Genomic DNA, 13,121 nt, shown 5'->3' with positions numbered 1-13,121 from the left:
CCAGTCCCGAACCTGACAACTCGGACGACCGAGCATTCGGTCGAGAGCTGATGATCAGTAATCCAGGTCAACGGGCCACGGGGCAAGTGGTCGGCCCGGACTTTCTCGCCGTTGCGTGGCCGAATGCGGCGGCCGGGCCCGCCGTAGGGCGGCCGGAGTCCTCCCGCGCGCCGAGCCCGTGGTGCAGCCCGGCGCCGGGCACTACCCGTGGCCGGACGACCCGGCGTCCTTCGTGGCCCGGCTCGCCGGGTTCTTCGCGGACGGATCCCCGTACGCGGTCATGAACCGGTCCCGGAACTGGTCCATGCCCCACACCGGAGCCGTGCGGGCCGGCTTGAGACCCTCCGTCCAGTTCCAGCCGGCGATCCGGTCGAGCACCTCGGGGTCCCGGGCGACGAGGGTGACCGGCACGTCCCGGCTGGTGCTGCCGGCCGTCACCGTGGGCACCGGCTGGTGGTCGCCGAGGAAGACCAGCACCGTGTCGTCGTCGCCGTAGCGCTCCAGCCAGCCGGTGACGCTGCGCAGCGAGTACTCGATGGCCCGCCGGTACTCGGTGCGCACGCTGTCCGCGTCCCGCCAGACCTCCTCGGGGTCCTTGCCCTCGGCCTCGATGCCCTTGAAGACCGATCCGTCGCCGAGGTCGTCCCAGTCGACCATGTGGGCGACCGGCGCCCACGGGTTGTGGCTGGAGGCGAGGATGATCTCGGCCATCAGCGGCTCGCGGTCCGCACGGGAGTGCTCCAGCCGCTCGAACGCCTCCATGCTGAACTGGTCCGGGACCGGCGTCCAGCTGAAGTAGGGTCCCTGGTAGCCGAGATGCTCCGAGTCGTAGATGTGGTCCAGGCCGAAGAACCGGCCCTCCGGCCACGCCCGCCGCACGCCGGGCATGACGCCCACCGTGCGCCACGCGCCCGACGCGCGGAAGTAGCCGGTCAGCGTCATGCGGTCGCTCGTGGTGAGGCTGCGGTACCGCTGCTGGTTCTTGATCCACAGTCCGGAGAGGAACGTGGAGTGCGCGAGCCAGCTGCCCGCCCCGGTCACCGGTGAGCGCAGCCAGCCGCTGCGCGCCTCGAACCCGGCCGCCTTGAGGGACTTGGTGCCGTCCGCGAGCACCGCGCCGACCTGCGCCGCCATGCCGGGGTCCTCGACCGCGGTGCGGCCGTAGCTCTCGATGAACGTGAACAGGACGTCCTTGCCGCGCAGCCCGCCCAGCAGTTCCCGGGGCGGGGTGCCGGCGAACGCGTCGACGGCGGCCTCCCGCCGGAAGAGCTCGGCGTCCCGCAGCCCTGCCCGCACCATGTCCACGCGGTTGCCGAGCATCTCGGTGGTCCCCCTGGTCGCCAGCGACACCCCGCCGGCCTGCACCCCGAACGTCACGCAGAAGACCCACACGGTCCCCAGCACCACCGTCGTCCGGGCCGCTCTGTCGCGGTGACGGGCCATCAGCCCGGTGACGCGGACCGTTGCCAGAGCCGTCAGGGCGACCAGGACGACCGCGAGCAGCGACGCCCCGGCCACCGCGAGGACCTGGCCGGTCCGCCCGAAGGACTCCCGCACGAACTCCGCCGCGTCGTCGAGCAGGATCCAGTCCAGCACCAGGTCGAAGGGCCGCGCCAGTACCTGGTAGAAGCCCATGTCGAGGAACTTCAGGAGGGTGACCAGACCGAGGAGGACCCCGGCCGCGGCCGCCGCGACGCGCCGCGGCCGGACCGGCAGCACCAGGAGCAGCCCGGCCAGCAGTACCGCCTCGCCGGGGATGCGCACGAAGGAGCCCACAGACAGCCGGTCCAGCCGGTTCGGCAGCAGCAGCGCGCCCACCACCAGCGCCACCGCGAGCACGGACACGGCCGACGCGGCGCCCCGGACCGCGCGCGGATGCCGCCCCGGCCACCCGCGCAGCCGCCGCGGCACCGGCAGCCTCGGCCTCCGGCGCCGCGGCGGGTTCTGCGCCGGTCGCCCCTCTCCCTCCCCGGCCGGTGCGTCCGCCGAATCCGTCGTGAGCTGCGACACCCGTGGTCCCTTCCGTGCGTGACCTGTCGACATGCGTACGGCCGCCCGCCGCCTGGCGTTCAGACGGCGGGCGTGCCGGGGCGCACACGGTACGCGCGAGGAGGGCTCCGCCGTGCGGGCGGTGCCGCGCACGGCGGGTCGGGCCGGCCCGGCCGCGGCACCTGCCCCGGCCGCGGCCCGGCCGGGCTCAGTAGCCGGCCGAGTCGGTGCGCCGCACGCACAGGGCCCAGATGACCAGCGCGGAGAACGCGATCATCACGACCGACCACACCGGGTAGTAGGGCAGGGACAGGAAGCTCCCGATGATGATGAGCGAGGCGATCACCACGCCGGCCGCACGGGCCCAGACCGCCCCGCTGAACAGCCCGTAGGCCACCAGCACGGCGACCACGCCGAAGACCAGGTGGATCCAGCCCCAGCTGGTCAGGTTGAACTGGAAGACGTAGTTCGGGGTCGCGACGAACACGTCGTCGTCGGCGATCGCCATGATGCCGCGCAGGATGTCGAGGATGCCCCCGACCATCAGGATGACGGCGGCGAACACCGTCAGCCCCTGGGCCCAGCCCTGACTCGCCCCGGAGGACGACGGAGGCCGGCCGCCGCCCGTCGCTGAAGGTGTCGTGGTCATGTGCCTGCTCCTCTCGCCTCGTGCACCGGAGTCACTGGCCCGCCACCGGAGGGGCCGTGCCCTGCGGCGGCGACGTGGATCCCGTCGCGGCGCCGGCCGGGTGATGGCCGCTCAGCACGTGCTCCTTGGCCCGGCGGTACTCGTCGTCCGTGATGTCCCCGTTCGCCCGCAGCTGTGAGAGCTTCGTCAGCTCGTCGGCGCTGGACGGGCGGCCGCCGCTCGCGGTCTCGCGCACATAGCTGTCGAAGGCGTCCTGCTGGGCGCGGGCGTGCGCGAACTCGCGGCGCCCCATGTTCTTCCCGCGCGCGACCACGTAGATGAAGACGCCCAGGAACGGGAGCACGATGACGAACACGAGCCAGCCGCCCTTGGCCCAGCCGCTCAGCTCGTCGTCGCGGAAGATGTCCACGATGATCCGGAACAGCAGGATGAACCAGAGGATCCACAGGAAGAACCAGAGGATCGACCAGAACGCGCTCAGCAGCGGGTAGTCGTATGCGAGGTACGTCGCACTGCTCATCTTCTGCCTCCGTCCCCGGCGGGTGCCGGGTAGCCGTTGACTGCGCTCTCACTGTGCCCCGCACGAAACGGGACGACCTCACCCGAATCGGGTGATCGACGGGGAATGCGGACCTGTGGTCCGGACGGCCCGGCGGTCCGTGCGACGGAGGCGGGCGTCCTGCCGCGTGACCGGCGCGGTGCGGCGGTCCGCCGGGGACGGGCGGAGCCGCTCACGGCGCCCCGCGGCCGCCGCCCCCGGCCCGGTGCAGCGCCGACCGCCAGGCGAAGGCCACCGCGAGCTCCACCACCCCCAGCAGCACCAGCCACAGGCCGAGCAGCCGGGTCAGGGCCACCGCGGACTCGCTCGGCAGCGCCAGCACCACGATCCCGGCGACGATGCCCAGCAGGGCCGCACCGAAGACGAACCCGCGGTGCGGCAGGTCCTTCGCGGCGATCGCGGTGTAGGCGGTCAGCATCCCCGACACCAGCCAGACGATCCCGACGATCACCGACAGCGCGGCGATGGTCTGGAGCGGGTTGCGCAGGCACAGCACCCCGGCGAGTACGAACAGCACCGCGAGCAGCAGCCCCGCGAGGCGCTCCCCGCGGTCCTGGGCGAACACCGCGACGAACCGGAAACCACCGCCGACCAGCAGGTACAGCCCGATCAGCACCGCCACCACGTGCAGGGTGACATCCGGCCAGACCAGCAGCAGGACGCCGGGCACCAGCGTCGCGACGGCGGACGCCAGGATCCAGGTCCACGAGCGGCCCAGCTCCGCCAGCAACTGCTCGGTGTCACCCGTCCCGCCGGGCCCGGGTCCGGCCGGCTGCGCCGATGTGCGCGATGCGGTCATGGCTCCTCCTCGGCGGATCGGGCGGGGTACCGCCGGTCATCCGTACCTCCGGACATCCGGCGGTACGGTGCGCGGAGAACCCGCCCGGCCAGGCTGCCGGGCCGCGCCGCCGCACCGGATCACCCGCGACGGGTGATCCACCCGGCCCGCGCACTCCGGCCCGCGCACTCCGGCCCGCGCACTCCGGCCCGCGCACTCCGGCCCGCGCACTCCGGCCGCGTCCCGCATCCCGCGTCCCGCGTCCCGCATCCCGCGTCCCGTGCCCCGCGTCCCGCACGTCCCGTGCCCCGCGTCCCGTGCCCCGCGTCCCGTGCCCCGCGTCCCGTGCCCCGCGTCCCGAGTCCCGTGCCCCGAGTCCCGCGTCCCCGTGGAGCCGCCCCGCGTCCCATGCCCCGTGTCCCGAGTCCCGTGCCCCGAGTCCCGCGTCCCCGTGGAGCCGCCCCGCGTCCCATGCCCCGTGTCCCCTTGGAGCCGCCCGGAACGTCGCGCCCCGCGAGCGGTCCGGAGCGGTCTCCGGGTGTCGCGCCGCGCGGCGGCGGGAGCCCTCCAGGCGTGTCGCGCTCCGCGGGTCCTGCCGGAAGCCGCCCGGGGGCCCTGACCTGCGGCCGCGGGACCTGTCCCGAAGGCGGCCCGCGCGGCCCGGCCCCGCGTCCTCACTCCGGCACCCGCCGCATCTCCAGCACCCGGAGCCCCAGCGACTGGCAGCGGGCCAGCAGCCCGTACAGCTGCGCCTCGTCGACCACCGGCCCGAACAGGACGGTCTGGCCCGACATCGCCACGTGGTCCAGCTCCGGGAACGCCCTGGTCAGCGTTTCCGACATGAGCCCGTCGACACGGATCTCGTAGCGCATGGGCGGTTCTCCCGCGGTTCGCAGGGGCGGGCGGAGAAGACCCGCACGGCGATCCTCCCTCCGGCCCACCGGCCCGGCCTCACCTCGCACAGGTGAACGGGCGAACAGGTGCACGCACCGCCCGGACCGGCTTCAGGACCGGCTTCAGGGACGGCTTCAGGGACGGCTTCGGGGCCGGTCTGAGAGGCGGCCGCGGGCCCGGGCAGCAGACCGACGCGCGCCGCCCGCCGCCGCGGACCGGGGCCGCGGCCCCCGGCTCACAGCAGCCCCCGGGCCCGGCCCTGGCGTACGGCGTCGGTGCGCCGGTTCACCGCCAGCTTCCGGTAGACGCTCTTGAGGTGCGTCTTGACGGTGTTCACGGACACATGCAGGTCCTCGGCGATCTCCTCCGTGGACATCATCGACGCCAGCCGCTCCAGGACGTCGTGCTCGCGGGCGCTCAGCTCCTCCACCACGGTCGCGGCCGGGGCCGGTGCCCGGCGCGGCCCGGGGGACGTCCGGCCGTTCGGGCGCGAGGCGGGGGTGAGCCAGCCCTCGGCGAGCGGGGCCGACGGGCCCGCGTACAGCAGCGGGCGGAGCCAGGGGCCGGCCTCCCGGAACGGACGGCGCAGCCGGTCGCGCCGGCCGAGGGACAGCGCCCGGCCGAGCGCGCGGTGCACGGACGCCGCGTCCCCGGCCCGCTCCGCGGCCTGCGCGCGCACCAGCAGCGCCCGGACGGTGATCGCGGGCCCGGTGCCGGCCCGTGCTCGCACGGCGTCCAGCAGGGCCAGTGCCCGGCCTGGCTGTCCGGCCAGGACCAGGGCCCGGGCCGCCTCGACCCGGCACAGCGCCTGGTCGTCCGGGGAGCCGAGCAGCGTCCGCACGGCGTCCCGCGGGCGGCCCTCGGCCAGCTGGGCGGCCCCCGCCACGGCTGCCGCCTGCCCCACGGCCCAGGGGGACGCGGTGGCGGCCCCGGCCCCGGCTGGGGACCCGGCGGCGGCGAGCGCAGCCCGGGTGTCGCCCAGGGCCAGCAGGAGCCGGGCCGTGACGACGGCCCGGCCGGCCTCCAGCACCAGGTCCGGCCCGGCCGGCCCGGACCTCGCGGCCTCCTCCAGCAGCCTGCGGGCCTCCTCCGCGTCGTCGCGCTCGACGGCCACGGCGGCCCGGACCAGGGGGACGACACCCGAGCCGGCGGACGGGGGCAGACCGAACCGTTCCGTCTCGGCCCGTGCCGCGAGCGCTCTGCGCTCGGCCCGTCCCGGCCACCCCGTGAGGAGGTCGACGAGCGCGAGATGCCCGAGGCTCTCCTGACGCGGCAGCGCCGTGACGGCCTGTGCGGGACCCGCGGCGACGGCGGCGAGCGCCTCGCGTGCGGCCCCGAACCGTCCGGCCCACAGCAGGGCGGCGCCCAGGTGGGCCCCCAGCAGCGCGTCGAGCTCGGGGTGCTCCTCCAGGAGACGGTCGGGGACCTCGGCCCGCAGCCGCCGGGCCTGCCCGGCGGCCGCCTCGGCGCGGTCCGGGTCGCCGCCGAGCCGGCCCGCGTAGGCCTCCAGCAGCGCGGCACCGAGCCGGGCCGCCGCACAGGCGGGGTCCGTCGCCCGGTCCAGCACCTGCCGCGCGCGGTGCAGCCGTGCCAGGCCGTGGTCCACGTCGTGGTGGGACAGGGCGCGTGCCGCGCGGACGAGGTCCGCGGCCGGACCCCGTGTCTCGGGCGGCATGCGGGCGAACAGGTCGTCCGTCGCCCCGGAGCGCAGGCCCGTGAACAGCTCGCCGAGGGCGAGGTCGTCGACCAGGGCCGTGGCGGTGAACTCCCAGGCGCCGGCCGCGGCCCCGTGGCCGAGGGCCTCGGGCAGGAACCCGGCCCGCCGCAGCCAGGTCGCGGCCCGGCGGTGCAGCTCGGGCCCGAGCCCGGGGGCACGCACCTCCAGATGGGACCTGAGGATCTCCCGGAACAGCGGGTGCAGCCGGTACCAGGAGCGGCCCAGCCGTTCGACGAAGGCGTTCCGGCGGCGTAGCTCGTCCAGGATCGGCCCGGCGTCCGGACGGCCGGTCAGCGCGTTCGCCAGGTCGGGGCAGAACCGGTCCAGGACGCTGACCCGCAGCAGCAGGTCCTGGGTGTGCTCGGGCTGCTGCCTGAGCACCTCGGCCAGCAGGAAGTCGGCGACCGTGCTCTGCCCCGCCTCGAACTCCTTCAGATAGGCGGCCGGGTCGTCCGTCTCGGCAGCGGCCAGCGCGCAGAGCCTGAGACCCGCGGCCCAGCCTTCGGTGCGCTCGACCAGCGCGCCCGCCGCCTGCACGCTCAGGTCGAGGCCGTGCAGCCGGAGCAGCGCGGCCGCCTCCTCGGAGGTGAAGGCCAGCTCCGCGTTGCGGATCTCCGTCATGCTGCCGTCGGCGCGGTAGCGGTGCAGCGGCAGCAGCGGTTCGGTCCGGGTGACGAGCACCAGACGCAGCCCGGGGGCCGCGTGGTGCAGCACGAACTCCACCTGTCGGGTCAGTTCGGCCGACGTCACCCGGTCGAACTCGTCCAGGACGACGACCACGGGGTCGTCCAGGGCGCTGAGCGCGACGGCGAGCCGGGACAGCAGCCGGGCGTCCACCTGGTGGGCGTGCGCCGGGCAGCCGACGTCCGCCGGCATGGGCACGCCCCGGGCGCGGAGCGCCGCCAGCAGGTACGCCCAGAACTGGCCGGGTGTCTCGCCCGCACCGGCGGTGAACCAGACGGACGGCCGCCCGAGGCCTGCCACCCAGTCCGCGACCAGCAGCGTCTTGCCCGCGCCGGCCGATCCGCCCACCATGACCAGCGGAGTGTCCAGACCCCGGTCGAGGCGGGCCCGCAGCCGTTCGCGCCGCAGGAAGGTGTGGGGTCTGGCCGGTACCGCCGTACGCACGGGCAGTAAGGGGTGGCCGGCGGGATCGGTGTCCGCCCCCTCGGGCGGCCCGTCCGGCCCTTCCCCCCTCCCCGGGGCCTCCGGTTCCCGAGGCTCTCCCGGCCCTTCCGGCTCCTGCCGTCCGCGATCCTCGGCCGGTCCCTCCCGCGGCCGGTCCGTCACGGTCATGGCGACCACCACCGTCCCTGAGGCCTGGGCAGCCCATCTCCCAGATTCCCAGCTTCCCCACGGGCGTGCGCGGCGGACGGGGCCGTTCGGCTCCCGGGGAGCGGTGTGACCTGCTGCGGGCGTCCGCGGACGCCCGCAGCAGGCCACCGCCGGGACCGGGGAGCGCCCCCACCGGACGGGACGTCCCGACCGGCGGGAGTGCCCCGGCCCGCCGGTGGCCGACGGCGGAGCGGAGCGCCCCGGTCCGGCCTGCCCCCGGCGCGGCCCGCCGCCCCCGTCGGTCCGCCGCCGAACCGCCTGCCCCCGGCGCGGCCCGCCGCCGCGGTGCGCCCCGGCCCGGTCCGGTGCCGCGGCAGGCGACGTTCGCCCCGTAGCGACGCCCGGCACGCTCGCTCGCCGCACCGCCCGGAAACCCGGGTACGTCCCGTACGGGGGCTCCCGGCGGGCCCGCCGGGAGCACGCACCCGGCGCCGCTCCTCGGCGGGCGACCGTCGCCTGCCGAGGCCCTAGCTAGCGGTCCGCCGAGCCCGCCACCTTCCGCGCCCACCGGTAGTCCGCCTTGCCGCTGGGCGAACGCCGCACGGCGTCGGTGAGGACCAGCAGGCGGGGCACCTTGTAGCCGGCCAGACGGGTGCGGCAGTGGGCCTGGACGTCGGCCAGGGACAGCGGTGCCGCGCCGGTGCGGAGCTGCACCACGGCCGCCACCCGGCTGCCCCAGGTGGCGTCGGGCACACCGGCGACGAGCGCGTCGTACACGTCGGGGTGGGACTTCAGAGCCTGCTCGACCTCCTCCGGGTACACCTTCTCGCCCCCGGTGTTGATGCACTGCGAACCCCGGCCGAGCACCGTGACGACGCCGTCCTCGCCGACCGTGGCCATGTCGCCGAGGAGGACCCAGCGCCGGCCGTCCCGTTCGAAGAAGGTCTCCGCCGATTTCACCGGGTCGTTGTAGTAGCCCAGCGGGACGTGGCCGCACTGGGCGATACGGCCGGTCCGCCCCGGGGCGGTGGGCCTGCGAGTCTCCGGATCGACGACCTTCGTACGGGAGTTGACCCGGATGCGGAACCCCCGGCCGGGGCCGGAGTCGGGGGTCGCGGTGCCGTTGAAGCCGGACTCGGAGGAGCCGAAGTTGTTCAGCAGCGTGACGTGCGGCAGCAGTTCCAGGAACTGGCGCCGGACCGTCTCGGACATGACCGCCCCGGACGAGGAGACGCTGAACAGCGACGAGCAGTCCGTGCCCCGCATCGGGCCCGCCAGCGCGTCGACCAGCGGTCGCAGCATCGCGTCGCCGACCAGCGACACACTGGTCACCCGCTCCTTCTCCACCGTGCGCAGCACCTCCACGGGCACGAACCTGCGGTGCAGCACCACGCGCTGGCCGAAGTCGAAGCCGATGAACGCGGTGAGGGTGGAGGTGCCGTGCATCAGCGGGGGAGTGGGGAAGAAGGTGATCCCCGCGCCGCCCGCCGCCACCCGCTCGGCCAGTTCCCGCGGCGTGCTCACCGGTTTCCCGGTCGGTGCCCCGCCGCCGAGCCCGGCGAAGAACAGGTCCTCCTGGCGCCACACCACGCCCTTGGGCATACCGGTCGTGCCGCCCGTGTAGATGATGAACCGGTCGTCGCCCGACCGGGGCGGGAAGCCGCGCTCCGGCGAGCCGCCGGCCTCGGCGTCGGCGAAGTCCACGGCGTCCACGGCGTCCAAGGCGCCCATGGCGTCCACGGCGTCCACCACGCCGGACGCGTCCGTGTCCGTGTCCGCGGCCGCGCCCTCGGCGCAGGCCACGGCCGCTGGGGCGCCCACGGCCGGTACACCGGTCCCGGCCCGCGTCCCGGAGCCGTCCCGCCGCACCCTGAGCAGGTGCCGCAGCGCGGGGACACGCGGGAGAGCCCCCGCGACCCGGTCCTCGAACTCCGCGTCGAAGACCACCGCCACCAGGTCCGCGTCCCGGTACAGATACACCAACTCATCAGCGACGTAGCGGTAGTTGACGTTCACCGGAACCAGCCGCGCCTTGAGGCAGCCCAGTACCGTCTGGAGGTACTCGACCCCGTTGTACAGGTGGAGCCCCACGTGCTCCCCCGGCCGTATCCCGCTGTCCAGCAGATGGTGGCCGATCCGGTCGGCGGCCGCGTCCAGCCCGGCGTACGTCAGGCGCCGCTCCGCCCCGCTGCCGGGGTGGTCGACATGGACCAGCGCCTCGCGGTCCGGCACCACGTCCACGACCGACTCGAACAGGTCGGCAAGGTTGAACTCCACCGGCTCCTCCTGACCCCGTCCCCTTCCGGATGCCGGTCATCAGAGCAAAGGGCGGCCCAACTGTGAAGGTCCCCGCCCGCACCAATCTGACTGTCTGTCAGAAAGCCCTTGTCCTCCCCGCCCCCCTCCTGCAACCTGTTCTCGTTCCGGCACGGGGCAGGAAGGAGACCGCACATGAGCGGCACGGAGCACCTCACCGTGCGGCGCGAGGGCGCCACACTGGTTCTCACACTCGACCGGCCCGAGGCGAGGAACGCCCTCTCGGTCCCGATGCTGGTCGGCCTGTACGACGGCTGGCTCGCCGCCGACGCGGAGGACGGCATCCGGTCCGTCGTGCTGACCGGCGCGGGCGGCGCCTTCTGCGCCGGCATGGACCTGAAGGCCCTGGCCGGCGCCGGCCCGCCCGGAGGCGAGTACCGCCACCGCCTCGACGCCGACCCCGACCTGCACTGGAAGGCGATGCTCCGCCACCACCGGCCCCGCAAGCCGGTGATCGCCGCCGTGGAGGGGCCCTGCGTCGCGGGCGGCACCGAGATCCTCCAGGGCACGGACATCCGCGTCGCGGGCGAGTCCGCCGTCTTCGGGCTCTTCGAGGTGCGCCGCGGCCTGTTCCCGATCGGCGGCTCCACCGTCCGCCTGCCACGCCAGATCCCGCGCACCCACGCCCTGGAGATGCTGCTCACCGGCCGCCCCTACAGCGCCCGGGAGGCCGCCGCCATCGGCCTCGTCGGCCACGTCGTGCCCGACGGGACCGCCCTGGACCGGGCCCTGGAGATCGCCGAACGCGTCAACGCCTGCGGCCCGCTGGCCGTCGAGGCCGTCAAGGCGTCCGTGTACGAGACCGCCGGGATGGCGGAGACCGACGCCCTCGCCGCCGAACTCGCCCGCGGACAAGCCGTGTTCGACACCGCCGACGCCCGGGAAGGAACCCGCGCCTTCGCCGAGAAGCGGCCGCCCGTCTACAAGCGCGCCTGAGGAGCCCCCGTGCCCGAACCGCTCACCGCCCCGCTGGTTGTCGAGTTCCCCTTCACCCGCTCCCTCGGCCCCGTCCAGAGCGCCTTCCTCACCGGCCTGCGCGAACGCGTCGTGCTCGGGGTGCGCACCCGCGACGGCCGCGTCCTCGTGCCGCCCGTCGAGTACGACCCGGTCACCGCCGAGGAGATCGGCGACCTCGTCGAGGTCGCCCCCACCGGCACCGTCACCACCTGGGCCTTCAACCCCGCTCCCCGCCGCGGCCAGCCCCTGACCACCCCCTTCGCCTGGGTCCTGGTCCGCCTCGACGGCGCCGACACCGCCCTCCTGCACGCGCTCGACGCTCCCGGCCCCGACGCCGTACGCACCGGCATGCGGGTCCGCGTCCGCTGGGCCGCCGAACGTCGCGGCGCCATCACCGACATCGCCTGCTTCGAACCCCACCACGGCCCGCCGGCCCGGCCGGGCGGCCACACCGGCGCGTTCACCGACCCCGTCACCGGCATCGTCGCCCCCGCCCGCCTCGACTACACCTACACCCCCGGCCGCGCCCAGTCCGCCCATCTGCACGCGCTCGCCGGCCGGCGCACCGTCGGCGAACGCTGCCCGTCCTGCCGCAAGGTCTATGTGCCGCCCCGCGGCGCCTGCCCCACCTGCGGCGTCGCCACCGCCGAACGCGTCGAGTGCGGACCGCGCGGCACCGTCACCACCTACTGCATCGTCAACATCAAGTCCACGCACCCCGCCCACCGCGACATCGACGTCCCCTACGTGTACGCCCACATCGCCCTCGACGGGGCCGACCTCGCCCTGCACGCCCGCATCGCCGGCATCCCCTACGACGAGGTCCGCATGGGCCTGCGCGTGGAGCCGGTGTGGACCGGGGACAGCCGCCACCCGGACCACTACCGGCCGTCCGGCGAACCCGACGCCGACTACGCGTCGTACAAGGAGCTGCTGTGACACGGGACATCGCGGTCGTGGCCTTCGCCCGGAGTGAGACCCGGCGCACCACCGGGGACGTCTCCGAGGTCGAGATGCTGATGCCGGTGCTGCACGAGGTGCTCGCCCGCACCGGCCTGCGGACCGCCGACATCGGCTTCACCTGCTCCGGCTCCAGCGACTACCTCGCGGGCCGCGCCTTCTCCTTCACCCTCGCCCTGGACGGCGTCGGCGCCTGGCCGCCGATCTCCGAGTCGCACGTGGAGACGGACGGCGCCTGGGCGCTGTACGAGGCCTGGACGGCTCTGCTGACCGGCGACGCCGACACCGCGCTGGTGTACGCCTGGGGCACCTCCTCGGCCGGTTCGCTGCGCGACGTGCTCACCCGCCAGCTCGACCCGTACTACGTCGCGCCCCTGTGGCCCGACGCCGTCGCGCTCGCCGCCCTCCAGGCGCAGGCCCTGATCGACACCGGCGACGCCGACGAGGACGCCCTCGCCGCGGTCGGGCGCCGCAGCAGACGGGCCGCCGCCCCCGACCGCCACGCCCGGCCGCGCGGTGAGCTGCCGCAGGGCCGCCACGTCGTCCACCCCCTGCGCACCGGGGACTGCCCGCCGGTCGGCGACGGCGCCGCCGCCGTGATCCTCGCCGCGGGGCGGCGCGCCCGCGAACTGTGCGACCGGCCGGCCTGGATCCGCGGCATCGACCACCGCATTGAGGCCCACGCGCTCGGCGTGCGCGACCTCACCGACTCGCCCTCCACCCGCCTCGCCGCCGCGCACGCCGGAGCCTTCCGGCGGCCCGTCGACACCGCGGAGCTCCACGCGCCGTTCAGCTCGCAGGAGATCGTGCTGCGCAAGGCGCTGCGACTCGACGGCGGCGTCCGCGTCAACCCCTCCGGCGGGGCGCTCGCCGACAACCCGGTCATGGCCACCGGGCTCATCCGGATCGGCGAGGCCGCGGCCCGCGTCCACCGGGGCGACTCCGACCGGGCCCTCGCCCACGCCACCTCCGGCCCCTGCCTCCAGCAGAACCTGGTCGCGGTGCTCGAAGGGGATCCGCGATGACC

General features: G+C 75.3%; 10 protein-coding genes. 3 read left to right on the top strand and 7 right to left on the bottom strand.

Translation table 11 applies throughout. From position 1 onward, the window contains the following. Nucleotides 1–201 precede the first annotated feature (201 nt). The 7 genes from AC5K6T_RS17990 to AC5K6T_RS17960 all read right to left on the bottom strand — a co-directional run bounded on the left by AC5K6T_RS17990 (nucleotide 202) and on the right by AC5K6T_RS17960 (nucleotide 10,138). Nucleotides 202–2,043: an alkaline phosphatase family protein gene (locus tag AC5K6T_RS17990; RefSeq protein ID WP_493210235.1), complete on the bottom strand. Its 1,842-nt coding sequence runs from the start codon at nucleotides 2,041–2,043 to the stop codon at nucleotides 202–204. Between the two features lie 154 nt (nucleotides 2,044–2,197). Then, complete coding sequence (locus tag AC5K6T_RS17985; RefSeq protein ID WP_493210234.1) at nucleotides 2,198–2,638, bottom strand: DUF7144 family membrane protein; 441 nt, start codon at nucleotides 2,636–2,638, stop codon at nucleotides 2,198–2,200. Nucleotides 2,639–2,669: 31 nt separating this feature from the next. Further along, nucleotides 2,670–3,158 (bottom strand): SHOCT domain-containing protein, encoded by a 489-nt coding sequence (locus AC5K6T_RS17980; RefSeq protein WP_493210233.1) that lies wholly within the window; start codon nucleotides 3,156–3,158, stop codon nucleotides 2,670–2,672. A 211-nt stretch (nucleotides 3,159–3,369) separates the two neighbouring features. Next, complete coding sequence (locus AC5K6T_RS17975; protein WP_493210232.1) at nucleotides 3,370–3,996, bottom strand: HdeD family acid-resistance protein; 627 nt, start codon at nucleotides 3,994–3,996, stop codon at nucleotides 3,370–3,372. A 653-nt stretch (nucleotides 3,997–4,649) separates the two neighbouring features. Continuing rightward, nucleotides 4,650–4,847 (bottom strand): DUF8691 family protein, encoded by a 198-nt coding sequence (locus tag AC5K6T_RS17970; protein ID WP_493210230.1) that lies wholly within the window; start codon nucleotides 4,845–4,847, stop codon nucleotides 4,650–4,652. Between the two features lie 257 nt (nucleotides 4,848–5,104). Then, on the bottom strand, nucleotides 5,105–7,882 hold the full coding sequence (locus tag AC5K6T_RS17965; RefSeq protein WP_493210228.1) for a winged helix-turn-helix domain-containing protein: 2,778 nt from the start codon (nucleotides 7,880–7,882) through the stop codon (nucleotides 5,105–5,107). A gap of 510 nt (nucleotides 7,883–8,392) precedes the next feature. Beyond that, nucleotides 8,393–10,138: an acyl-CoA synthetase gene (locus AC5K6T_RS17960; protein WP_493210226.1), complete on the bottom strand. Its 1,746-nt coding sequence runs from the start codon at nucleotides 10,136–10,138 to the stop codon at nucleotides 8,393–8,395. A gap of 174 nt (nucleotides 10,139–10,312) precedes the next feature. Between AC5K6T_RS17960 and AC5K6T_RS17955 the strand changes: the two genes are divergently transcribed. The 3 genes from AC5K6T_RS17955 to AC5K6T_RS17945 are packed head-to-tail and all read left to right on the top strand — an operon-like array spanning nucleotide 10,313 to nucleotide 13,119. After that, a complete protein-coding gene (locus tag AC5K6T_RS17955; RefSeq protein WP_493210225.1) occupies nucleotides 10,313–11,113 on the top strand; it encodes a crotonase/enoyl-CoA hydratase family protein in 801 nt (266 codons plus the stop codon). Between the two features lie 9 nt (nucleotides 11,114–11,122). Continuing rightward, the gene (locus tag AC5K6T_RS17950; protein ID WP_493210223.1) at nucleotides 11,123–12,073 is read left to right on the top strand and encodes a Zn-ribbon domain-containing OB-fold protein; all 951 of its coding nucleotides are present in this window, start codon (nucleotides 11,123–11,125) and stop codon (nucleotides 12,071–12,073) included. Next, nucleotides 12,070–13,119 carry a thiolase family protein gene (locus AC5K6T_RS17945; protein WP_493210221.1) on the top strand — a complete coding sequence of 350 codons (1,050 nt, stop codon included), beginning with the start codon at nucleotides 12,070–12,072 and terminating at the stop codon, nucleotides 13,117–13,119. The genes AC5K6T_RS17950 and AC5K6T_RS17945 overlap by 4 nt, the downstream gene beginning before the upstream one ends. Nucleotides 13,120–13,121 lie beyond the last annotated feature (2 nt).

The organism is Streptomyces sp. B8-7 (genome assembly GCF_058833805.1).
The sequence above is the reverse complement of the archived record's forward strand: the minus strand, read 5'-3'. Positions and strand labels throughout refer to the sequence as shown.